20 protein-coding genes and 1 pseudogene are annotated in these 22,078 nt (G+C 62.2%); 13 read left to right on the top strand and 8 right to left on the bottom strand.

The features are described 5' to 3' along the window. Positions 1–10: 10 nt before the first annotated feature. Positions 11–1,432, bottom strand: a complete 1,422-nt coding sequence (locus tag GV819_RS27235; RefSeq protein WP_161759137.1) for an amidase — start codon at positions 1,430–1,432, stop codon at positions 11–13. Between the two features lie 150 nt (positions 1,433–1,582). Here GV819_RS27235 and GV819_RS27230 point away from each other — a divergent pair, with 150 nt between their 5' ends. From GV819_RS27230 to GV819_RS27205, 7 genes are all read left to right on the top strand, one after another. Next, entirely contained in the window at positions 1,583–2,359 is a 777-nt protein-coding gene (locus GV819_RS27230; RefSeq protein WP_368668948.1) for an IclR family transcriptional regulator, read from the top strand. Positions 2,360–2,605: 246 nt separating this feature from the next. Next, entirely contained in the window at positions 2,606–3,979 is a 1,374-nt protein-coding gene (ppnN, locus tag GV819_RS27225) for a nucleotide 5'-monophosphate nucleosidase PpnN (protein ID WP_161759136.1), read from the top strand. A gap of 261 nt (positions 3,980–4,240) precedes the next feature. After that, positions 4,241–4,399 carry a hypothetical protein gene (locus GV819_RS32990; RefSeq protein ID WP_178126105.1) on the top strand — a complete coding sequence of 53 codons (159 nt, stop codon included), beginning with the start codon at positions 4,241–4,243 and terminating at the stop codon, positions 4,397–4,399. A 59-nt stretch (positions 4,400–4,458) separates the two neighbouring features. After that, a complete protein-coding gene (locus tag GV819_RS27220; protein WP_161759135.1) occupies positions 4,459–4,659 on the top strand; it encodes a hypothetical protein in 201 nt (66 codons plus the stop codon). Next, the gene (locus GV819_RS27215) at positions 4,650–6,860 is read left to right on the top strand and encodes an ankyrin repeat domain-containing protein (RefSeq protein WP_161759134.1); all 2,211 of its coding nucleotides are present in this window, start codon (positions 4,650–4,652) and stop codon (positions 6,858–6,860) included. The genes GV819_RS27220 and GV819_RS27215 overlap by 10 nt, the downstream gene beginning before the upstream one ends. Positions 6,861–6,992: 132 nt before the next feature. Continuing rightward, positions 6,993–7,613 (top strand): class I SAM-dependent methyltransferase, encoded by a 621-nt coding sequence (locus tag GV819_RS27210; protein WP_161759133.1) that lies wholly within the window; start codon positions 6,993–6,995, stop codon positions 7,611–7,613. A gap of 188 nt (positions 7,614–7,801) precedes the next feature. After that, entirely contained in the window at positions 7,802–9,592 is a 1,791-nt protein-coding gene (locus GV819_RS27205; protein ID WP_368668947.1) for an FAD-dependent oxidoreductase, read from the top strand. A gap of 15 nt (positions 9,593–9,607) precedes the next feature. On the opposite strand, the gene GV819_RS27200 is transcribed toward GV819_RS27205, so the two are convergent. Beyond that, positions 9,608–10,624: a hypothetical protein gene (locus tag GV819_RS27200; protein WP_256667611.1), complete on the bottom strand. Its 1,017-nt coding sequence runs from the start codon at positions 10,622–10,624 to the stop codon at positions 9,608–9,610. Positions 10,625–10,883: 259 nt separating this feature from the next. Here GV819_RS27200 and GV819_RS27195 point away from each other — a divergent pair, with 259 nt between their 5' ends. Both GV819_RS27195 and GV819_RS27190 read left to right on the top strand, forming a co-directional pair. Then, complete coding sequence (locus GV819_RS27195) at positions 10,884–11,264, top strand: DUF2784 domain-containing protein (protein ID WP_161759132.1); 381 nt, start codon at positions 10,884–10,886, stop codon at positions 11,262–11,264. Positions 11,265–11,414: 150 nt separating this feature from the next. Next, entirely contained in the window at positions 11,415–12,155 is a 741-nt protein-coding gene (locus GV819_RS27190) for a TetR/AcrR family transcriptional regulator (protein WP_178126104.1), read from the top strand. On the opposite strand, the gene GV819_RS27185 is transcribed toward GV819_RS27190, so the two are convergent. Then, a complete protein-coding gene (locus GV819_RS27185; protein WP_161759131.1) occupies positions 12,152–12,973 on the bottom strand; it encodes a helix-turn-helix domain-containing protein in 822 nt (273 codons plus the stop codon). The genes GV819_RS27190 and GV819_RS27185 overlap by 4 nt on opposite strands. A 47-nt stretch (positions 12,974–13,020) precedes the next feature. Beyond that, positions 13,021–13,473, bottom strand: coding sequence for a GNAT family N-acetyltransferase (locus GV819_RS27180; protein ID WP_161759130.1), 453 nt, complete (start codon positions 13,471–13,473; stop codon positions 13,021–13,023). A 145-nt stretch (positions 13,474–13,618) separates the two neighbouring features. Between GV819_RS27180 and GV819_RS27175 the strand changes: the two genes are divergently transcribed. The 3 genes from GV819_RS27175 (at position 13,619) to GV819_RS27165 (ending at position 15,970) form a co-directional block, all read left to right on the top strand. Then, complete coding sequence (locus tag GV819_RS27175) at positions 13,619–14,020, top strand: DUF6713 family protein (protein ID WP_368668946.1); 402 nt, start codon at positions 13,619–13,621, stop codon at positions 14,018–14,020. A gap of 14 nt (positions 14,021–14,034) precedes the next feature. Further along, positions 14,035–14,364 (top strand): DUF2834 domain-containing protein, encoded by a 330-nt coding sequence (locus GV819_RS27170; RefSeq protein ID WP_161759128.1) that lies wholly within the window; start codon positions 14,035–14,037, stop codon positions 14,362–14,364. 556 nt (positions 14,365–14,920) lie between these two features. Then, positions 14,921–15,970: a 3-oxoacyl-[acyl-carrier-protein] synthase III C-terminal domain-containing protein gene (locus tag GV819_RS27165; RefSeq protein ID WP_161759127.1), complete on the top strand. Its 1,050-nt coding sequence runs from the start codon at positions 14,921–14,923 to the stop codon at positions 15,968–15,970. A gap of 202 nt (positions 15,971–16,172) precedes the next feature. Here the strand turns inward: GV819_RS27165 and GV819_RS33880 are convergent. After that, positions 16,173–16,277 (bottom strand): annotated as a pseudogene (locus GV819_RS33880) (IS5/IS1182 family transposase); the annotation flags it as partial. Positions 16,278–16,338: 61 nt separating this feature from the next. Beyond that, positions 16,339–17,694, bottom strand: a complete 1,356-nt coding sequence (locus GV819_RS27160; RefSeq protein WP_161759126.1) for an MATE family efflux transporter — start codon at positions 17,692–17,694, stop codon at positions 16,339–16,341. Positions 17,695–18,132: 438 nt separating this feature from the next. Between GV819_RS27160 and GV819_RS27155 the strand changes: the two genes are divergently transcribed. After that, on the top strand, positions 18,133–18,339 hold the full coding sequence (locus tag GV819_RS27155; RefSeq protein WP_161759125.1) for a hypothetical protein: 207 nt from the start codon (positions 18,133–18,135) through the stop codon (positions 18,337–18,339). 15 nt (positions 18,340–18,354) lie between these two features. Here GV819_RS27155 and GV819_RS27150 read toward each other — a convergent pair whose 3' ends face one another. Then, positions 18,355–19,425: a hypothetical protein gene (locus tag GV819_RS27150; protein ID WP_161759124.1), complete on the bottom strand. Its 1,071-nt coding sequence runs from the start codon at positions 19,423–19,425 to the stop codon at positions 18,355–18,357. A gap of 85 nt (positions 19,426–19,510) precedes the next feature. Then, positions 19,511–22,078 carry a fimbria/pilus outer membrane usher protein gene (locus GV819_RS27145; RefSeq protein ID WP_161759123.1) on the bottom strand — a complete coding sequence of 856 codons (2,568 nt, stop codon included), beginning with the start codon at positions 22,076–22,078 and terminating at the stop codon, positions 19,511–19,513.

Raw genomic sequence — 22,078 nt, 5'->3', positions numbered from 1 at the left:
GCAATGACACTCAGATCGGCCGGCGTGCAGTGTGGACACGGCTGGCGGTTTCAAACCGCTGGGCGAACTGCAACAGGCTGCGCTCGTCGCGGTAGCGGCCGACGATCTGCAAGCCCACCGGCAAGCCCTCTGCGGTAAAGCCGCAGGGCACGGAAATCGACGGGTGTCCGGTGAGGGTGATGAACGAGCAGGACTGCATCCAATCGATGTAGGTGTGCATCGGCTCATCGCCGATCCTTTCGACATAGGCCTGCTGCACCGGGAACGGTGGCACCTGGCTGACCGGCGCGATCAGGAAGTCGTAGGTTTCGAGCAGTTGCTGGGTTTCGCGGAACAACCGGGCGCGCACCTGTTCAGCCGCGATGACCTGTTCGGCGCTGAAGCTTTTCACCAATTCGATGTTCCACACCAGGGTGTCCTTGAGTTGGCCGCGATGGCTCTCGAGCAACGACGCGTAGCCACTGGCATAGGTCAGCGCACGCAGCACCTGGAACGCCTGTCCGGCACCGGCGAAGCTCGGTTCGGCATGTTCGACACTGCACCCCAACGCCGCCAGGCGCTGGGCTCCGGCATCGATCACGGCACGCACTTGCGGGTCCACCGGCAAGCCGCCGAGGTCCGGGCTGTAGGCCACCCGGGCGCTGCACACCGGCAACGCCGGCAAGCTCGCAAAACCCTCGCCCGACTCTTGCAGGGACAGTGGGTCACGTCGGTCAGGGCCGGCGATCACACTCAACAGCAAAGCCACGTCGGCGACGCAACGGCCCATGGGACCGGCGACGGTCAGTTGGCCGAAGCTGTTGCTGTTGGGCCAGTTCGGCACCCGCCCGATGGACGGACGCAGACCGACGATATTGCAGAAACTTGCAGGGTTGCGCAGCGAACCGCCCATGTCCGTGCCATCAGCCAGGGCCACCATGCCGGTGGCCAGCGCCACCGCGGAGCCGCCGCTGCTGCCACCGCAGGTCAGGCTCGGTTCGTAGGGGTTCAAGGTAGCGCCGAACAACTGATTGAAAGTCTGCGAGCCGGCACCGAATTCCGGCAGGTTGCTCTTGCCCAGGAGGATCGCGCCGGCCTCGGCCTGGCGCCGCACAATCAGCGCATCCTGGCTCGGCACATGCTCGGCATACACCGTGGAGCCCCAAGTGGTACGCATGCCGGCGGTGGGGAACGAATCCTTGTGCGCCACCGGCAAGCCGTGCAAGGCACCGAGCTGCCCGCCCCGCGCCTGATACTCATCGGCTTGCGCGGCACGCTGCAATGCCGCCTCGGCATCCAGCGTGACCAGCGCATTCAAGCTGGGGTTGTGCCGTTGCACCTGGCCCAGGCAGGCCTGGGTCAACTCGCGGGCCGAGAGTTCACCGCCGCGAATCTGTGCGGCAAGCCACCAGGCCGGCTGCATGACGAGATCTTGATCTTGCTCTGTAGGCATTCGACACCTGCATGTTCGACATCGATAAAGTATCGTATAGCGATACTATGTATTGTTATTAGGTACTATTTATAAGCTCAAGTGCCGAGCCGGTCAATATGCGCTACCCTGCCCGCCCCTTGGCCACAGCCCTGAAAGGAGCTCCTCACGGTGTCTGAAGCATCCACGGACCAGAGCAACCCACAGTTCATCGCCACGCTGGAAAAAGGCATCCGCGTGCTGGAAATGTTTCGCAGTGGGCATGCCTCCCTCGGCCTCACCGAACTGGCCGAGCACTGCGCCATGACCAAAAGCGCAGCGCAGCGCTTCACTTACACCTGGTGCGAACTGGGCTACCTGCAGAAGGACGAACGCTCGCGGCGCTACAGCCTGACCCACAAGGCCCTTGAGCTGGGTTTCCTGTACCTGAACTCGGACCCACTGATCAGCAAGGTGCTGCCGGCCCTGACCCGCATCCGCGAGCGCTGCTCGCTGACCGTCAACCTGAGCCTGCTCAGCGGCCATGACATCGTCTATGTGATGCGCATTCCCGGGGCACAGCAGACCGTGATCGAGATGCTGCCCGGACGGCGGATGCCCGCCTGGTGTACCTCGGCCGGGCGCATGCTGCTGGCCGCACTGCCCGACGAGCGGATCCGCGACAGCCTCGCGGCGAACCCCCTGGAAGCCTTCACCCCGCACACCCAAGTGGATCCCGAGATGCTCTTCCAGCACATCGTGCAAGCCCGCCAACAGGGTTATGCGCTGGCCAGTGAACAAGTGTTGATCGGCCAGATCGGCGTGGCGGCGCCGATCCGCAACCTGCATCTGCAAACCGTCGCCGCGGTGAACATCACAGCCCAGCTGAACCAGTGGCCGGAGCAACGGATGGTCGAGGAACTGGTGCCATTGTTGATGGAAACCACCCAGTCGCTGCTGGTCGGCTGATGGTTGCCGGCCTCCCCCAAGGCCGGTTCCCGACTCGGCGCATGGCGCCAAGAGAATATTTTTTGCCCCCTCAACGGGCCACGATGGGTTAGATTCAGTCAGCGCAGGATCCGCCGATCCGCTTTACTCTCTGGCATGACCGCTGGAATCAATCACCTCCATCAACGGTCCTGTTCACTGCGCCGTTGTTTATTTTTTCCACCGCCCGAGCACGGCACGGTGGCTTCGCTTTCAGGAAATGGATTAATGCCGCAAAGACACGTGATCAATGCTTCGGTCAGCCCGAAAGGCAGCCTGGAGACCCTCTCGCAACGTGAAGTCCAACAACTCAGCGCCGCCAGTTCCGGCAGCATCTATACGCTGTTCCGCCAGTGCGCCCTGGCCATTCTCAACACCGGCGCCCACGTCGACAACGCCAAGACCATCCTCGACGCCTACCACGATTTCGAAGTGCGTATTCATCAACAGGATCGCGGCGTGCGCCTGGAGTTGCTCAACGCTCCGGCCGACGCCTTCGTCGATGGCGAGATGATCGCCAGCACCCGGGAAATGCTCTTCAGCGCCCTGCGTGACATCGTCTACACCGAGAACGAACTGGACAGCCAGCGCATCGACCTGGAGAGTTCCCAAGGCATCACCGACTACGTCTTCCACCTGCTGCGCAACGCCCGCACCCTGCGTCCGGGTGTCGAGCCGAAGATGGTGGTGTGCTGGGGTGGCCACTCGATCAACACCGAGGAATACAAGTACACCAAGAAGGTTGGCCACGAGCTGGGCCTGCGCAAGCTGGACATCTGCACCGGCTGCGGCCCGGGCGTGATGAAAGGCCCGATGAAGGGCGCGACCATTGCCCACGCCAAGCAGCGCATGAGCGGCGGCCGCTACCTGGGGCTGACCGAGCCTGGGATCATCGCCGCCGAGGCACCGAACCCGATCGTCAACGAACTGGTGATCCTGCCGGACATCGAGAAGCGCCTGGAAGCCTTCGTTCGCGTCGGCCACGGCATCATCATCTTCCCCGGTGGCGCCGGTACCGCCGAAGAGTTCCTCTACCTGCTGGGCATCCTGATGCACCCGGACAACCGCGAGCTGCCGTTCCCGGTGATCCTCACCGGACCCAAGAGCGCGGCGCCGTACCTGGAGCAGCTCAACGCCTTTGTCGTCGCCACCCTCGGTGAAGCGGCGCGCCAGCACTACCAGATCATCATCGACAACCCGGCCGAAGTGGCGCGGCAGATGACCGAGGGCCTGAAGACCGTCAAGCAGTTCCGCCGCGAACGCAACGACGCCTTCCACTTCAACTGGCTGCTGAAGATCGACGAAGGCTTCCAGCGCCCGTTCGATCCAACCCACGAGAACATGGCCAACCTGCAGCTGAGCCACGCTCTGCCGGCCCACGAACTGGCGGCCAACCTGCGCCGGGCGTTCTCCGGCATTGTCGCCGGCAACGTCAAGGACCAGGGCATCCGCCTGATCGAGGAGAAAGGCCCGTACAGCATCCACGGCGACCCGGCGATCATGCAGCCGCTGGACCGACTGCTCAAATCCTTCGTCGAGCAGCACCGGATGAAGCTGCCGGGCGGCGCGGCCTATGTGCCCTGCTACCGCGTAGTGAGCTGATACAAAACGGGCCCCTGATGGGGCCCGCTTCATTCCAGGCGGCAACCGCTGATGCTCAGTCCTGCCGCCTGCGCGCCATCAGCTGGTTGCACGGCGCGCCAACGCCGCCGGTGAGAGCCGGCACATGAACGCTATGGCGGCTGTTGCAGCACGGCCGATACTTTTCGATTTTTTTGCGCCATCGGCGCCGCCGCCAACCTCTCTCGGGCTGCGTATCTTCGGGGTACTGCCACTACGGCAGCCACTACGGAGATCAGCCACATGTCCAACACGAAATCCCCTGCCAGCAAATCGCCGATGAACCAGCCAGCCGCCTCGCGCATCGCTAGCAGCACCGCCAGGACTGGCAACGGCCAGGTACCAGCGGACAGCTTCGCCGCACGGGCAGAACGCGCCGCAGCGAAAAACGCCAAACCGTAACCCTCCCCCAAGAGCCCACGTCAGCCCTCACTGGCGTGGGCCAGGCCAAGGAGGCCGTCATGCCCCATTACAGCAATGACAAGGACATCGCCAGGCTGGTCAAACAGCAATTACCACTGGGCTGGCTGTTCCATCGCGGCAAGCGCCATGGGAAGCTCAGCGCCCCGGGCAAGGGCTCGATCCCGGTGCCCTGCACCCCAAGCGACTGCCGCGCACTGCTGAATTTCAGACTGATGTTACGGAGGCTCGAATGCCTATAGCCCGCTCACCCTTTCCCAGCCTGGGAGAGTGCTACCAGTTGCTCACGACCGCCTTCGATAGCAAATCCAGCGACGCCGCGCGGCGCAAGCAGTTGTCAGATCTGGCGGGCAGTGAGCACGACTGGAGCCTGTTTGCCGAGATCAAGCGCGACTTGCTGATCGAACCACTGAGTCGCCTGGATCGCGAGTTTGCCGAAGAACTTGAAACCTTCATCGACTACCTGCAGGAGCATTACCTCGAACTGGTCAAGGACGTCGGGCTCGACAGCCTGAACCGCGAGCAAGCCCTGCCGACGCTGGTGCAGCACTACGCCGGCTTGACCGGCGACTTTCTCGGGCGATTGCGCCAACGCTTCGGCGGCCCGGAGCTGGCGCACCTGCTGGACCCCGACCGAGCACCATTGGACGTGGCCCTGTGCTGGTTCGAGCAACAGACCGGCGACAGCGCCCAGCCGTTGGCCCGGCGGATCTACCCGGACAGCAAGGATGCCCGGGACCAATTGGGGCGCTGGCGCAAAGGTACGCAACCGGCTGCCCTGTCGAGTCTCAAGAGTCTGCTCAAGGCGCTGAGCAACGTTAGCCGCCAACCTTTGCTGGTGGCCAACCTGGGGCGCTGGCTGGTAACTGCCCGGGCCCTGGGTCACTTCGATCAGGCGATGCTCGGCGCCGGGTATCCGGGCTTCAGGCAACAGGTGCTGCACGCGCTGCTGCTAGCGTCCTCGTTGCAGGATGGCCGGCAGGCGCTGGAGGCCCTCAACCACGAGGCTGGACAGCGCTTGAACATTCTCAAGCCAGGCGCCCAATGGCTACTGGAACATCTGGCCCCGGACCGAGATAAATCCATCGACAGCCAGGCCCAATCACGCCAGGTACTGGACGACTTCATCAAGCTGCAGAGCCGGTATGACGAGGACCGTCGGACCGGGTATTTCAGTGCCTGGTTCGAAGGCCGCTGGCAACTGCTGTCGGGAAACTACTCGGCGGCCCTGGAGCACTACGACACAGCTCTGGAGGCCGCCTTGTATCGCGCCGGGCGTTTCCAACTTTGCCTGCTGCAAGAATCCCTGGCCCTGGCCGCCATGCTGGGGAAGAAGATTCGGCTCAAGCAGTTAAAACATCAAGCGGTGGTACTTGGGCTGTTTACCTCCCTGGGCCTGAAGCAGAACCCAGTGATCAGCGACTGGGAAATCAGCCAGCTGAAGCAGCTCTACGCCAGACTGTTTCCGCACGCTGGCTTTTTTCCGCAAGCCAACCCTGTCAAACAGCCACAGACGCTGCCAATCCTGGTCTTCGATCCTGCCGCCACCGAGCGAATCAAGGTGGACTTGCAACACCCTAACCGGGTTATTTCGGTCTACACCCAGGATCGCCAGAAACGTCGCTACCCGCAATTGGTCTGGTTCGCCTCGGAAGGTCAGGCCGAGGCGGTCAGTGCCCTGTTGCAGCATGGCGCCGATGTCAACCTGAGCGACGAGGCCGACGGCTCGGCGCTGCTCTGTGCCCTGCAACGTGCCCAGAAAACCGGTGAGCGAGCGACCCTTGATCTGCTGCTGGCCCAACCGCACGACCCCGCCACCCTCAATCGACGGACCCACCGCAAGCAACTGACCCCATTGATGCTGGCCATCGATAGCGGCGACGTCGAGCTGGTGGCCCAGCTCCTGGAAATGGGCGCCTCGGCCAATGCTCCCGGGCTCTATCCGGCGTTGACACCGCTGTACAACTGCCTCAGCAAGCTGTGCCAGTTGCAACAACCGGACAAGACACTGGAGATCGTATGCAAGCTGACCCGGCAACCAGACGCCGTCATCCGTGATGTGCTGCGGCGCTACCTGGGCGTCAGTGCCGGAGCATTCGGCCAGCAGACACCCCTGCCCCCCGAGCATCCGCTGTATCAAATAGCGCTCAAGACCGTGCTGGATCTGAAGCGCGAGCGCTGCACCCCCAGGCAATTGATCAACATCGGACATTTGCTGCTGCGTCATGGTGGCCTGCCCAATACACCTCACGCCTATCCCTGCCCGGGTCGAACGCCACTAATGCTGGCGGCCGAAGATGATGAGTTAGAGCTGTTCAAGGCCATGCTCACCGCCGGCGGCGACCCACGGCAACGCGATCAGGATGGCGCTGATTGCTGGAATATCGCTTTGTGTCATGGCGCCCATCGCGTGCTGGCCTTTCTTCACTCAGCACAGGGTTGAGCCAACGCCGGAACACCCACAAGACAGTGCCAACCTCGGGGGGCGCGGCGTACCTGATCAGCAGCAAGGCGGCCCCCAAGAAAACCGCTCGAGTCCGTTAGGATGTCATCTCGACAAAGCAGGAATCGTGACATGCAAGAACCCGACTTCGATGAATCCGCCCGTTGGGAGGCCTTCTACAAGACCTTCGAAGGTCGCGCACCTTCCGCCCTGTTGAGCCGTGCCCTGGACCTGGGCGTACCGGCAGCAACCCCACCGCAGGCCCTGGACCTGGGCTGCGGCTCAGGCATCGAAACCTGCCTGCTGCTAGAGCGCGGCTGGCAGGTACTGGCCATCGACCAGGAAGCCATGGCCATCGAGCGCCTCAGGACCCGGGTCGGCCCTCTGGCTGCCGGTCGCCTGCGCACTCTCCAGCAGCACTTTGAAACCCTCGACGAACTGCCACCCGCGCAGTTGATTCATGCCGGCCTGGCCTGGCCGTTCTGCCACCCGGAGTGGTTCGCCAGGTTCTGGCAGTTGCAGGTCGAGGCTTTGCAGCCCGGGGCGCTGCTGGTGGGCCAGTTGTTCGGTGAGCGGGATCAATGGTCCACGGACCCGGACCGGACCTTTCACTCGCGCAGCGCGGCACTGGAACTCTGTGCCGGCCTGGAAATCGAGCATTTCGCGGAAAGCGAAGGCCTGGGCAAAAGCCTGCGCGGTCCCAAGTACAACCACCGGTTCGATCTGATTCTGCGTAAACCCAACGCGCTCTGAGCCCCCCCTAGCAACGCGTCGAACAGTCGCGCCGCCTCTTCTCATGCCCCCGGCAACTCCCGACCACTGGGCGTTGCCGCGGGCGAACCGAGTCTGGTTTGACAGCCTCCCAGACGCTATGGAATAGTTTTCCACAAAAGTGGAACATAATTCCACTTTTCCACAATAATCAAAAAAGGCCTGTCATCGTGAGCGAAGCTCCCTGCGCAACCCTCCCCCCCTTGGACTGTGACCTGTTGGTGATCGGCTCCGGTGCCGCAGGCCTGGCCTGCGCCGTAACCGCCGCCTGGCACGGTCTCAAGGTGATCGTGGTGGAGAAGGACAGCACCTTCGGCGGTGCCAGCGCCTGGTCCGGTGGCTGGATGTGGGTGCCGGGCAATCCCCTGGCACGTCGCGCCGGCATCGATGAAGACCCGCAGCAGCCGCGCACCTACCTCAAGCATGAACTCGCCGAACGCTACGACGCAGCACGCATCGATGCCCTGCTCGATAACGGGCCGCAGATGGTGGCCTTCTTCGAGCAACACACCGCCCTGCAATTCGTCGATGGCAACGGCATTCCGGATATTCATGGCCAAGTTCCCGGCGCCGGCATCGAGGGTCACCAGGTGATTGCCGCGCCCTACGACGCCCGGGCCATTGGTCCTTTGCTGTCGCGACTGCGCAGGACCCTGCGGGAAACCTCGTTCATGGGCATGCCGATCATGGCCGGTGCCGACCTGGGCGCCTTTCTCAGCATGACCCGTTCGTTCAAGTCGCTGCGGCATGTCGCCAAGCGTTTCCTGCGCCACCTGCGGGACCTGGCCCTGCACGGTCGAGCCATGCACCTGGTAAACGGCGTGGCGCTGATCGGCCGGTTGGCAAAATCGGCCCAGGACCTCGGCGTGAGCTTGCTGGAGTCCACACCGGCCCGCTCGTTGCTGCGCGATGAGCACGGGGTGCGGGGGGCGCTGGTCGAGACGCCACAGGGCTTGCGGGAAATCCGTGCCCGTCGCGGCGTGCTGCTGGCGGCCGGCGGTTTTGCCCATGACCCGGCTCGGCGCCAGGCGCTGCTGCCCCGGGCTCCAGGCCCCGACGAGCACCTGGCCCTGCCGCCGCTGAGCTGCGCGGGGGACGGTATCCGGCTCGGTGAAAGCGCGGGCGCCGTGCTGGTGACCGACCTCGCCAGCCCGATGGCCTGGGCTCCCGTGTCGCGGGTGCCGCACGCCGACGGCAGCATCGGGCACTTTCCCCACATCATCGACCGGGCCAAGCCCGGGCTGATCGGGGTGTTGGCCAACGGCAAGCGCTTCGTCAACGAGGCCGACGGTTACTACGACTACACCGCCGCCATGCTCGAGACGGTTCCCGCGGGTGAGGAAGTGGCCTCCTGGCTGATCTGCGACCACCGCTTCCAGCGGCGCTACGGGCTGGGTTATGCGCGGCCCTTCCCGCTGCCCGTGGCACCGCTGGTGCGCAGCGGCTACCTGCAACGAGCCGACTCCATCGAGGCCCTGGCGCAGCGTTGCGGCATCGACCCCCAAGGCCTGGCGACCACGGTGCAGCAGTTCAATCAACATGCCCGGCAAGGCCAGGACCCCGAGTTCGGCCGTGGTTCGACGCCCTATAACCGCAAGCAGGGCGATGCCCTGTATCCGGGCCCCAACCCCTGCGTGGCACCGATCCAGCAGGGGCCGTTCTATGCGGTGAAGGTGCTGCCCGGGAGTTTCGGCAGTTTTGCCGGACTCAAGACCAACCCCCAGGCCCAGGTGCTGGACCCGGCCGGCGCGGCGATCCCGGGGCTGTATGCGGCGGGCACCGACATGGCCAGTGTGATGGGTGGCTTCTATCCGTCCGGTGGCATCAACCTGGGGCCGGCGATGACCTTCGGCTACATCGCCGGACGCCATGCGGCGGGGATCAGCGCCCCTGAAGTGATCCTGCCGCAGACGCCTCGACCTGGCGAGATCCCGGACTCCAGCGCGCGCGGCCCAAGCTGATCCGCCTCCGGTGCCTCAAGGGGCGCCTGCAGCGCCGCCCTGCTCAACCACCGGCTGCTGCCGTTGCAGTTGGCCTTCGATCTGCTGGCCGAGGTAATACACCCCGGCCATGACCCCATGCTCGGGGTCGTGCAACTGCTTGAGCCAGGCCTGATCGAACGCGGCGCCCAGATCCTGCCGAGTCTGCGCCTGCAGATCCTCACGGTCATGGCTCTGCACCATGGCCCGCACGCCCGCCACGCCCACCGAGATCAGCGCTCCGGCCACCCGGCCCACCGCGGCAGCCACGGCGCCGGCCACACCGCGGCTGGCGAACTGGGCCTGGAGTTTTTCACTGGTCACCTGTGCCACCTGAGACACCCCCGGCGGCGCCACGCCCTCCTCGGTGGCCGCAGCCCCGTGGATCTTCTGCAACAACGGCCCATAGGCCGGCAAGCGGGCAACCGGCTCGACCCGCAGCAGTTGCCTCAACGAGGCGCGCTGGTCGGCGCCCGGGCCGAGGTCGATGGCCAGGAACCGATCGAGGTGCTGGTCCAGTTGCGACGCCGGCAACTGATGACGGGCAGTGATCAGCGCCAGTTGCTGGCGCAGCAGTTGCACGTAGAACTCCATGGCCTCGCCGGTGATCTCATTGGCATCGATTTCCAGGGCCACCGGCGCCAGCACTCGCTGCTGGTATTGCTCCTGCAGGTATCCGGCCAGGCGCTGCGACGATTGCCCACTGTCGCCCCGACTGTTCAGCGAATACCAGCCAACCTTGAGCGACAGCCACTCCTGGGTCCAGTAGCCACTGAACCAGGGGATGAAGTTCTCGTCGGTCTGTTGATAGACCCGGGTTCGCCAATGCTCCATGGAGCCCCGGGCATAGACCTCGGCCTGCTCGGTGGCGGAACCTGCGGCGTCCAGCAGTTCGCCATCGACCTGGCGCCAGGTGGCCGGGCTGACCGTAGGCAGCGCAACCGGCACCGGGGCGCGTCCGGCGCACCCGGCGATGGCCAGCAGCAACACCATCAGCGCACCGAGACTGAACAAGGCCCCCCCATGACGGCAGCGAGTCGCCAGCGGTAACAAGGCAGGTCCCTCCCTGAAAGACGGTGTCAGGTCCAGCACCGCGCCCCGACATCCATGCAGTATAGGTAGCAGCGTGCCGGGATTCGGAGGAAAACCGCAGCGCTGCCGACCCAGGCTTTTTTCCCGCGCCGCGGAGAATCGCCGCCCACGATTGCCCCGCCATCGGTATATTGCCCCGGGCGCCTGCGCCACGGACCTGCCTCTCATACAAGGACCCCCCATGCTCTACCGCATTGCCGCTGACAGCCTGGTGCTGTTTCACCTGTCATTCATCCTTTTCGTCCTGTTGGGCGGACTGCTGGTACTGCGCCAGCCACGGCTGATGCTGCTGCACCTGCCCGCCGCGGCCTGGGGCGTGGCTGTGGAAGTCTGGCACCTGGAATGCCCGCTGACCCGCTGGGAAAACCTCCTGCGCCATGCTGCCGGACAGGACGGCTACGGCGCCGGGTTCATCGAGCATTACCTGATCCCACTGATCTATCCCGCCGGACTGACCCCGGGCATCCAGCTATGGCTGGGCAGCCTGGTGCTGCTGATCAACCTGTCGGTCTATACCTACCTGGCACGCCGCTGGACCCGCAGTCGCACGCGCAGCGCCTGACGCTGCCCCGGGGCCGGAACTGCCTGCCAGTCCCGGCCTCGCCGCCTTCCCCAAGCAAGCCATATCCAGATGCATCAGCACTTGAGCCGGACACAAGCGTTTCGCTATATACTTTTGTATATTGCGAATATCGAACCTTGAGACGTCCCCATGCATCGCCCTTCACCGACCACCGCTGCTGTGCCCCCACCCGCCATTGAGGCTCACTCGGGACAACTTCAGGTGGACGCGCCGGCGAGCCGGGAACGCCGCTCCCGACTGCGCCACCGGCAACTGATTCTCGACGCCGCTCGCAACGAGTTCGCCGCCAAGGGCTTCAGTGGTTGCCAGACCCTGGACATCGCGCTGCGCGCCGGGGTGCCCAAGGCCAATCTCTATTACTACTTCCACACCAAGGAAAATCTCTACGCCGAGGTCTTGCAGCCGTTGCTGGAACCTCTGCGCCTGGCTTCATTGCTGCTGCATGAGGACGCCGACCCCGGCCCCGCGCTCAAGGCCTACATCGAGGCGCGGGTGCAGATCGTCCAGGGGTTTCCTCTACGCTCGAAGATCCTCTGCAGCGAACTGCTGCACGGCGCGCAGCAGTTGCCGCGCACCTGGCGCGAAAGCCTGGAAGCGCAGAACCGCAGCGAAATCGACTGCCTGCGCCGTTGGGCCGAGCGTGGCCTGATCGCCGCCATCGACCCGGAACATCTGTTGCTGTTCATCGGCGCGGCGACCCAGACTTACCCCACCCTCGGCTGGCAGATCGCCTTGATGAACCACAACAACGGCCCCAGCGCCGAGGACTTCCAAGGCGTTGCCGCGACCCTGACGCGCATGGTCCTGGGCGGCGCGCTTCCGGCCTCGGACAGCCGCCCCGAGCTGCCGGCCCGGGCCCTGGCGATCTAACCCGGTTCGCTTGCCGCAAGGCCTTCACAAGCCTCGGTCAGCGCCTGCCAGGTCGACTCATCTGCGGGTATCAGGTGCTCGATGCGCAACGAGGCGACGGTGATGTCCTGGGGCATGCCGAAGGTGGTGAAGGTGGAGAGAAAGCGCAGTTCGCCCAGGGGACTGCGGACCCGGGTCAACAGCAGTGGCGTGGCCAGGTCAGGCGTCGCCACCGACTCTCCGGGAAACGGCAGGCTCGCCAGCCAGGTCGCCAGCCCCGGATCAACCGCTGCCTCGCGCGCCGCCCGCTGCCAGGCCACCTGACGAATCTCCTCGGCATTGATCAGGCAGTCACCGAAACCGCCGGGCGCCAGCAGGGTCGCCAACAGGTTGAAGCCCTGCTCGATTGCGTCCAGCGGCAGCCCCAACAGCTGAAACAAGGCAGTGGTTGCGCGGTTGGCCGCCAGTACCTGCCAGTGGCTGTCGATGACAATCGCCGGCGCCGGATTGTTGGCCTTGAGCAGGTGCATCAGCGCCGTGCGCACCGGCTCCAGGCCCGGATCATTCAACGCCAGGGCGGCGTAGCGCGGGGCGTAGCCGGCAGCGAGAAACACTCGATTGCGGGTTTGCAACGGGGTATCCAGGGTGCCCAGCACGCTGTGCAGCAGCCCGGCACTGGGGTGCGCGCGACCGGTCTCGACGCAGCTCAGGTGCCGTTGCGACATGCCCGCCTGCAAGGCCAGCTCCAGCTGGCTCAAGCGCGCCTGCTGACGCAGTTCACGCAACAACATGCCCACGGAAAGCGAGCCGACGGCGGCGGATTCATGAGATTCGAGCATGGGGCGGGGTCGTCCTGTATGGGCGCATTCTGCGAAAGCCTTGGCGATCAGCGCACAGGCTTGAAATAGATCAGTTCAGGATCGTTCTGGTCAAGGTTCTCCACCACTCCGCTGGGCAGGAATCCGGCCTTGGCAATCAGCGCCCGGGCCGCCTGGTTGGAGCGGTTGGTAGAGATGAACAGCTTGGCTGTCCTGCAGGCCTGCTGCGCCGCCTCCAGCAGCCGCAGGGCCACGCCCCGACGTTGCTGGTCGGGCGCCACCACCACCAGGGAAACGAAGCCCTGGTCGAAAAAATCATGGCTGAGCAGCAGGTAGCCGAGCACGCTGGCGGACTCGACCTCGACCCAGCACTGGCCCTGCTCGACGGCCCGATGGATCGCCAGGCCACGCCCGGGGTGGGCACTGGCATAGGCATCGAAGCCGAGCATGGCTGGCACATCCTCGGGGCGGGCTGCACGGATCAACCGGCCGCTGGTAGGGCCCGGTGTCTGTTCGGTCATCACTGCTCGCTCCTTGAAGGTGATCGTCGTGCCAGGCACAGCTGACAGGATTGGCCGCCCTCCTGTCTATGACCTGTGGGGTCATTGAGTGACGGCTGGGTTGCCACTTAGCCTGTTTGCTTCCCGTAGTTCAAGGAGTTTCACCGTGAGAAAAACACTCTGGGTGCTTTGCGTGGCCCTGTTCGCCGGCCATGAACTGGACGCCGTGGCCCAGTCCGAATGGCGCCTGCTGTATGGCTTGCGCCACCTTGAGCCAATGCTCGGCCAGGAGCTGTTCATCGCCCTGCACATCCCCCTAGTTGCCGGGTTGATCTGGCTCGCCGGGCATCCGCGTCCTGGCGTGCGCCGCAACAGCCGACGGCTGCTGACAGGCTTCGCCGTGGTCCACGCCGGGCTGCACTTCAACCTGCGCGAACATCCGCTGTGTCTGTTCGACTCGCCGTTGTCCCAGGCTCTGATCTTCGCCTGCGGCGGTGCCGGCCTGCTCTGCCTGCTGCTGGACCTGAGCCGGCAACGCCGCCAAACCGCCTGCCCACGCCCTGACTGATCGAGGACTCTTGCATGCACCGTCCCTATCCCGCGCTCCTGGCCCTGCTGGCCTTCAGCGGCTACACCCTGTTCACCCTGCTCCAGGCCGAGCAGTCACTGCTGCAGTTCGGCCTGCAACTATTGTCGCGGCCCGACACCGCACAAGTGGTAATCGATCTGTACCTGATGGCGCTGCTGGCCTCGGCCTGGATGTTGAGCGACGCCCGCCGCCGCGGGCGCTCGGTATTCTCGGTGCTGCCCTACCTGCTGCTGACAGCGGTCTTCGTCTCTATCGGGCCGCTGCTGTACATCGTGATCCAAGGTTGGCAGCGCCTCCCGCCAGCCCAGGCCCGGAGGAATTGAAACCCGGCTTCAGATCCGCCACGGGGTCAGTATCCGAGCCATGCCCCGAATAACCCTGCGAGTTCGATCTGGGTGGACAAAGCCACTGCCGCTGCACCGTACGGCTTGGTGTCGCCTCTGGGCCAAGGGTGATGCCCAGCACACTCACGGTACACAGCCCAAGGTAAAGATCACGCTTGAGGTGTCGGCAAGCACTCGATAAGTCACTTAGCGAACAGCACACTAGTTGAGAAAATCTTGATGCATGTCATAAACCGATTCCGCTTCAAGACACATGATCGGATGTTTTTATTTTCTGTTTGAGCATGACAACAGCGCTGCTGCCTAGATGATCTAAAAGCCATAAAAATTTAAATTTTAGTAGCGACCTTGCTTTCATGACTTTCTGTGCTAAAAATATGTTCTCCAATCACTTAGTGCAACTAGGAAGGGAAATTACTAGTTAAAATAAAGATTCTCAAAGCGAAATAACCTTCGCTCTTGGCAAGTAATGAATGAGTCATTTTTGCTCCTGCACACTCATCGTCATGGATGAACACTTAAACAAGGATGCTGTATGAAAATCGTAGGACTTTCAGGAATTCTTCCTTCGCGAATCGTTACAAACCAAGATGTTCTTGAATTGGTTGAGCAACACTCGAAAAACACCTTCCAGGATGACTTGCCAAAAACACTGAAAACCATCGGCAAACTACTTGATAAAAGTGGAATCGAAACACGGCATTGGTTAGGCGCCGGAGAAAAACCAATGCAACTGATGGAGGCGGCATTCAACTCAGCGTTAGCACAGGCCAACATCAGCAAGGCAGACGTTGACTTGTTAATTTACCCCAACGTTACACGAGGGTTTATTGAGCCAGCCAACAGTACGTTCATCGCCAAGGCCCTGGGCCTGAGCTGCAGAAATTTCGATGTTGTCGACGCCTGCAACGGCTGGGTGACGGCCATGGACGTCATCAACAGCAAGATGGAAGCGGGTGAGATACGCCACGCGGTCATTGTCAACATGGAGTTTGGCATGTCTGACGGCGGGCCAGTGATGCCAAAGAACTTTACGTTAGAGTCCCCGTCAGAACTGGCGTACAAGTTCCCAAGCTTTACCATCGGAGAAGCAGCAACAGTCACCATACTCAGCAATGAATCACCTAAAAACTTCAGGTTCTCTTATATCAGCAGGCCTGACTTGAGCGATCTTTCTACCATTTCCCTGCCAGATTGGAAGCTGTTCTGCAACGAGGAGGATACGCCTCGCATTTCACCAACAGGCGGGGAGTATCAATTCAACTCTTACGCTGCGGCCTTGCATGAAGATGGTCGAAACGAAGCGATAAACGTCTTTAACATGCACAAAGTAACTGGCTCGGACATTCATAAAATGTTCATCCACACTGGCTCACCAAAAATGTGGGATCACATTGGCGAGATCATCGGCATCGATGACAAACTGCATCACGTCGGGCATAAAACAGGCAACATCATTACCGCATCGATACCTTTTGGGATTTTCGATGCCATTAGTCGAGGCGTAGTTGAAAAAGATCAGTTCTGCATGGGTTGGGCAGGAAGTGGCGGGATGGTTTTTTCTGCCCTTTCATTTAAATTGTAGAGCGCCATTGAAAAACATCACAGGGTGAACTTCCGGTTAACAGCCGCCAACAAAAACTGTAGCCAAGTTCTCTAAGAACCCCCGATCAACTTGTCGCGACCACGCGGCAAGTTGAATACGCCATACCGCTCGGTGCGATTTATCGCGAACTCTCGCATGCGCACCGCTGTGCTGGGTTTCTCAGCTCATCTCTCTATATGAAACGCGCAACACCGGTGTACCCAACGTCGGCATACCGCGCGTTTTCACCTGCCCGCAGCAACTCGGCAACCTGAGTGACGTCCGCCACAATCGCCACCATACAGTGGTCTTGCCTCCCCCCCTCCAAGGGTTCCTGACTTGAGCGCCAAGACGGGTTGAATCCGCTGTCAGATCAGGCGCTGGATCTGTTTGTGCCGCCAGACCAGTTTGAAATAGCAGGTCTGCAGCACCAGCATGGTCAGGTACGCCACCGGGAAGGCCATCCATACCCCTTGCAGGCCATAGTGCGCATCCAGCAAATAGGCCGCCGGCACCTGCACCCCAAGGATGCAAAAAATCGAGATTGCCACCGGCATCAACACCGTGCCGCTGGCGCGCATGATGCCGCCCACCACCGCCTGGAAACCGAACACCAGGATGCTCCAGAGCATGATGTGCAGCAGGTGTTCGGCCTGCACCAGGGCCGCCGGATCGATGATGAACAATCCCAACAGCCAGTGGGAAATCAGGTAGCCAAGCAACACCAGGGCGCCGGTCAGGCACAGGTTGATCGCCAGCCCCGTGCGCAGGATCGGGGTGATCCGCTGCAACTGTCCGGCACCGATGGCCTGGGCCCCGAGGATCGAGGCGGTGATGGCGATCGACAGTGCCGGGAACTGCACGTAATTGACGATCTGAGTCACCGCGCCATACGCCGCGGTGGCCTGGGAACCATGGCGGTTGACCAGGGACAGGATCACCAGCTCAGACAACGAGATCACCACCATCTGCACCCCGGTGGGCAGGCCGATGCGCAGCACCTTGGCGAGGATCGCCGGGTCCAGTTTCATCGCCGCGAACAGTGCCCGGTCCGGGGCCAGGGGATGGTTGCGGCCACTCAAGCGCCAGACCAGAAACCCCATGGCGAAGATGTTCCCCACCAGCCCGGCGAAGGCCGCACTCTGGATGCCCATGGGCGGCAGGCCCAGCCAGCCAAGGATCAGCGCCGGCGTCAGGAGCAGGCCCACCAGGGTCGAGACGATCAACGCCAGCAACGGCGACAGGGTATCGCTGACCCCCCGCAGCAACTGGGTGAACAGCACGAACACCAGCAGCAACGGCATGATCAGCATCATCACCCGGGCATACCCCACCGCCTCGTCCAGCACATCCAGGGGGGTGCCCAGCCCTTGCAGGGCCGGCCGCGCGAACAGGCTGCCCAGCACCGCCCCCAGCAAGCCGATCATCGCGCCGAGCAACAGCGTGCTGCCCGCCACCGACTTCACCGTATCCAGCTCCCTGGCCCCCCAGGCCTGGCCGATCAGCACCGAGGCACCGCCCCCCAGGCCGATCACCAGGGCAATGAAGAAGAACACGATGGGGAACATCCCCGACACCGCCGCCAGCGCCTGGGTACCCAGCATCTGGCCAATGTAGATGCCATTGAGGGTGCCGGAAAACGACTGCAGGAAGTTGGACAAGACCATGGGCAACAGGAAGATCAGATACACCTGCCAGAGCGGGCGCTGAGCGACAATCGACATGGAGCAGGCAACCTCGGATCAAGGGCACGGCGGGCGGCAAAGGGCCCGAAAAAGTCTGCTGACCGGCTGTTTTCAGGCTCAGCGGTGCAGCACCGATGCCACCACAGGAATCGTCCGTAAGCGGCAAACAGCACGAACGCGCCATCCTACTCAACCCCCTGGGAGGCGTCCATGCTCAACCCGCGCGCTGGCAGGCCAGTGCTCCCCGGGGCCCCACTTCGCCAGCTGCGGATCGCCGAGGTAATGGGGCGACAGGATCTGCACCCCGTCCCCGCTCAACACATTCTGGAAATAGACATGGCAAGCCGCGGCTTCGCAGCGCGACCATGACGCGGCTTTTACAACCTGACCGAACGGATTCCCGAGCGTGTCCCACCTACCGGAAAAAGCCGCCGAACGCGGCGACCTCGTCCCTCTCATACAACAGGCCCCTCAAGCATGAGCAATGCCTTGACCATGGCCTACTATCAGGGGCGAGACAACCACCGCGGCTATGTCGACGACTGCCTGCAAGCCTTGGCGCTCGACCCGCAGGCGATTTACCGGGTGAAAAACAGCTGGAGCAACTGTGATCGGCTAGCAGTGCCGATGGATCGCCGACTCGCGGCCTGGCGCGCCATGGGTCGACCGCGGAACTTCGAGTGATCGCAGTAACCCGGGTCAGGGGTAGCTGATGATGAAGCTCACATTGCTGACCCAAGGGCCTACCCGCAACTTGTCCTTGGTGCGTTCGAGATAGATATCGATTGTTTGCCTGAGGGTGGCTTTATCGGTCTGCGCAGTGCCGACGTTGAACCAGACCGAAGAGTCCCCCGTCACCGCTGCCGGATTGCCAAACCGGATGTCCGCGCCATTGTTGGCATTTTTCAAGCGGATATAGAGTCCATCGATGATCCTGTCATCGGTTGTCGACACCACCAGGTTCTGGTACTTGCCCCTGGACAGGTCACGGTAGGAGGCAAAATGGATATTGGGCTTCACCCCTTTGCCGCATTGACTGAGCACGATTTCGACACTGCGCTTCTGACTCAACTCGTAAAGCGCCAGCTCATCGGAGGCCAATGGCGGCCAATCGACCCCGAGGAGCTTGGTATCCAGCGTACACGTTGACTGGACCGGATCAGGGATTTTCAGGTTCAGGTCCATTTCTATCCAGGCATGTGCATCCCCTCCACAAACGCCTGCAGGAAACGTCGCGACAACCATCACTGCGTATAAAGCTTCGATAGTCCCGCCCTTGGTAAATTGATCATTCATTTTCACAACCTGCTGTTTTAGCACCGCATATTGATTCGAGGGTTCCTGATAAGGCTGGAACCTTCCGGCCTTCAGCAGAAACGCACCCTGAGTGATGATCTTGCCGTCCTCGGTGGTATAACGGATACCGAGTCCATTCAAAAACCCTCCTCCATTAGCAGTACCATAAACCGATGCGGCATAGCTCGGCGGTTGGACGTTGGTATTGCTCCAATATCCATTGATAACAAAGTCCTCCACCAAGGCAGTTGAACCTATCCGCTTGAAGGATACTTCCACTGCAAGAGTTCGCTCGAAAATCACACTGCCAATGGGCAGGTTGCCATCGATATTCAAGATTTTCTGTGACCAGGCCCCTTCAATACGGCGTTCATAAACGCAAGACATGGCCGCCTGTACCGATTGCGCAAAAAACCCGGCGCCCATCAGCAGGCAAAAACCGAAGATACGAAAGTTAGCCTTTATCCTGTTCATCTAGTGCCTACTCCAGGCCTGGCCTGATCATCTATAACATTCAAGAGCCGCGACTCATCCGTAACAAAAACCTTCATCAGCACGCTCAGTCGCATTTCAAATCGGCGTTTTCAAAATTCAACGCCTTGTCGCGCGGCGCCAGTCGGTAAGCGGCGGTGCAGGTCTGCTTATCCCACTTGAGGGTGAGCACGCCCTGGTCCTCACCGAGCAAGGTCAGCGCCTTGCCATAAGGATCGGAAATCGCCAGCAGCTTGCCCTGGGCATCCTCGACCCGGGCACCAAACCCCAGGGGACTGCCATCGGCCTGATACAGCTGGAATTGCAAGCGCCGGCCCTGCTCGGCCTGATACCGGCTGTGCAGCACCGCGCCCCGGCGCGGCACCAATTGATGCACGGCGTTTTCCAGCTCCACATCGGCGCCCAGCTCGCTGCTGTCCAGGCTGACCCAATTCAATCGATACGGTTGCAGGGTCGGCACGATGGCGTAGCCATTGGCGCCGGTACGCACGCCGATGTGATTGCTCACGCCCACGCCTGGGGTATCAGGGACTTCCACCAGGGCAAAGCTCTCGCCGACCTGCCGACCAAAGTTGAAGCCGCCACCATGGGCTACCACCGAACCGCTGGCCCCCAGGCTCAAGTTGCTGTAGTCACGCCCCTGCCCATAACCCAGGTCGAATCGGCCCACCGCAGTCTCGGTACCGACGCTGGCAAATCCGCTGCTGCCGCCAACACTGTCGTTGCCGGCCTGCAACGAGTACTGGCTGGCCCGATCGAAGTGACCGCTGAGCCCGGCCTGGGTGTTGTTCTGGTTGTTGCTGTCCCGGGTACTACGCAGATGCAGACGCGGGGCCTGTGAGTCCTGGCCCAAAGGCAGGGTCAGCGAAACCGCGAGCTGCGAGTCACGGCGGCTGCCGTTGCCGGTATTGAGGGTACGGGTGAAACCTATATCGTAGGTCAGGCGTTGCCAGTGGTTGCTGTAGCCCGCGGAAATACTCTGGGAGCGGTCGCTGTTGTTCCAGTAGCTCTGGTCGCTGGCCGTCAGGTAGGCGCTGCCGTACTGGCGCTGTGGTCCGAGACGCTGCTGCAAGGTCAGATCCAGGCGTGCCCTTGAGCGGCCCAGGGTTTCCTTCGCCGGGTCGTGGCCGACGGCTCGCACATGGTCGTCCAGGGTCCGGTAGTTCTCGGTGGAATAGCGATAGGCGGCCAGCATGAAATCCGTGTCCGTATGGATAAAGGTCTTGGAGTACAACATCCGCACACTCTGCCCACGGCTGGTCTGCCCCTGGGCGGTGCTGCTGGATTGGGTGAGGTCCAGAGACACCGCGCCAATAAAGGTATTGCGCCCTATCCCCAGGCTCATGGCCTGGAACCCCTCGCTGGCCTGGACACCGAGGACCCCGGTCAGGTTGTCGCCAATGCCATAGGCAAAGGCGGAACTGAGAAAGGCCGGGCTGCCCAAGGTCGCGTCATTGCTGTGGAACTTGCCGGCGCTGGTGCTGAAGGTCAGCCGCCCCTTGCGCACCATGATCGGCACGTTGCCGAAGGCCTGGCGGGTCACCCGACGACGACCGTCGGCCTCGATGATGATCACTTCCAGATCACCGTTGGAGCCACTGGGATATATGTTGGTCAAGGCGAAGGGGCCGGGGGTGACGGTGGTGCTGTAGAGCAGGTAATCGTTCTGGTACACCTCCACCGTGGCGTTGCTTTCGGCCACGCCACGGATCACCGGGGCGTAGCCACGCTCGCTGTCGGCCAGCATCGCGTCATCGGACACCAACTGCACGCCCCGGTAGCGAACGCTATCGAACAGACTGTCCCGGGAATAAAGCTCACCCAGGGCAAACTGCGCCTTGAGCACGGTGACATCGTGCTCGGCGAAGTTGCGGTTGCTGTTGAACTCGGTAGGCTGCCCGGTGCTCGTGGTCAGGCTGGACTCGTTGCGTAGGCGCCAGGCACCGAGGTTGAGTCCGTTCTGCAGGCCCAGGTAGGTGGACGTGTCATAGTGCTGGTTGCTCTTGTTGCGCCGCAGGTTCAGTTGATAGTTGCTGAAAGCCGCATTGACTCCCTGATCCCAAAGCGCGGGATCCACATAGCCCTGAGCCCCCGCCACCTGGTAAACCTGGGGCACGCTGATGTTCAAACGCAGGCGCGAGGCGTCGAACTCCACCTCGGCTTCCTTGATCAACTCCACCAGCTTGATGCAGCTCTCGCCCCGCGCCTGTTCAAGGGCCGCGCTGTCTTTGAGCCGGCCAAGATCGATGGCGAACTCCTGGAGCATGGCCAGGGTAAGGCAGGGTTCAACCTGGTCGCCCGCGTCGTTCAAGCTGAAATCAAGATCGCGACGACTGTTGAGATCACCGTTTACATAGATGTCGACACGGTAGGTACCAGGCATCACGCTGTTGCCGGCCAACAGGAACTGCAGGCTTTCAGGTCGGCTGCCGCCCTGAAAGAAACCACTGCCAAAGGCCGTTGAAGGAATGACCTGTTGCTGGGACTTCTCCGGGGAGACGATGTCCTTCTTGCTGGTCTCTGAACCCAGGACCAGACATGGAAAACCGAGCAGAACTATAAGTTGATACTTGTTGAAACCCAGTCGACTTAAAACGCCTTCAAAACAAGTCAGCGCAACGGATAAAGGCCGCAT

The organism is Pseudomonas sp. Fl5BN2 (assembly GCF_009908205.1).
Classification (GTDB): Bacteria; Pseudomonadota; Gammaproteobacteria; order Pseudomonadales; family Pseudomonadaceae; genus Aquipseudomonas.
Note: the sequence above shows the minus strand (reverse complement) of the source record. Positions and strands in the feature narration are given on the sequence as shown.

What these genes read in the sequence shown, in the direction of transcription:
- GV819_RS27190 (WP_178126104.1), top strand. Translation starts at nt 11,415, where the DNA reads ATGCATCGCCCTTCACCGACCACCGCTGCTGTGCCCCCACCCGCCATT.
- GV819_RS27210 (WP_161759133.1), top strand. Translation starts at nt 6,993, where the DNA reads ATGCAAGAACCCGACTTCGATGAATCCGCCCGTTGGGAGGCCTTCTAC.
- GV819_RS27165 (WP_161759127.1), top strand. Translation starts at nt 14,921, where the DNA reads ATGAAAATCGTAGGACTTTCAGGAATTCTTCCTTCGCGAATCGTTACA.
- GV819_RS27170 (WP_161759128.1), top strand. Translation starts at nt 14,035, where the DNA reads ATGCACCGTCCCTATCCCGCGCTCCTGGCCCTGCTGGCCTTCAGCGGC.
- GV819_RS27150 (WP_161759124.1), bottom strand. Translation starts at nt 19,425, where the DNA reads ATGAACAGGATAAAGGCTAACTTTCGTATCTTCGGTTTTTGCCTGCTG.
- GV819_RS27195 (WP_161759132.1), top strand. Translation starts at nt 10,884, where the DNA reads ATGCTCTACCGCATTGCCGCTGACAGCCTGGTGCTGTTTCACCTGTCA.
- GV819_RS27235 (WP_161759137.1), bottom strand. Translation starts at nt 1,432, where the DNA reads ATGCCTACAGAGCAAGATCAAGATCTCGTCATGCAGCCGGCCTGGTGG.
- GV819_RS27160 (WP_161759126.1), bottom strand. Translation starts at nt 17,694, where the DNA reads ATGTCGATTGTCGCTCAGCGCCCGCTCTGGCAGGTGTATCTGATCTTC.
- GV819_RS27155 (WP_161759125.1), top strand. Translation starts at nt 18,133, where the DNA reads ATGAGCAATGCCTTGACCATGGCCTACTATCAGGGGCGAGACAACCAC.
- GV819_RS27185 (WP_161759131.1), bottom strand. Translation starts at nt 12,973, where the DNA reads ATGCTCGAATCTCATGAATCCGCCGCCGTCGGCTCGCTTTCCGTGGGC.
- GV819_RS27145 (WP_161759123.1), bottom strand. Translation starts at nt 22,078, where the DNA reads ATGCGGCCTTTATCCGTTGCGCTGACTTGTTTTGAAGGCGTTTTAAGT.
- GV819_RS27215 (WP_161759134.1), top strand. Translation starts at nt 4,650, where the DNA reads ATGCCTATAGCCCGCTCACCCTTTCCCAGCCTGGGAGAGTGCTACCAG.
- GV819_RS27180 (WP_161759130.1), bottom strand. Translation starts at nt 13,473, where the DNA reads ATGACCGAACAGACACCGGGCCCTACCAGCGGCCGGTTGATCCGTGCA.
- GV819_RS27220 (WP_161759135.1), top strand. Translation starts at nt 4,459, where the DNA reads ATGCCCCATTACAGCAATGACAAGGACATCGCCAGGCTGGTCAAACAG.
- ppnN (WP_161759136.1), top strand. Translation starts at nt 2,606, where the DNA reads ATGCCGCAAAGACACGTGATCAATGCTTCGGTCAGCCCGAAAGGCAGC.
- GV819_RS32990 (WP_178126105.1), top strand. Translation starts at nt 4,241, where the DNA reads ATGTCCAACACGAAATCCCCTGCCAGCAAATCGCCGATGAACCAGCCA.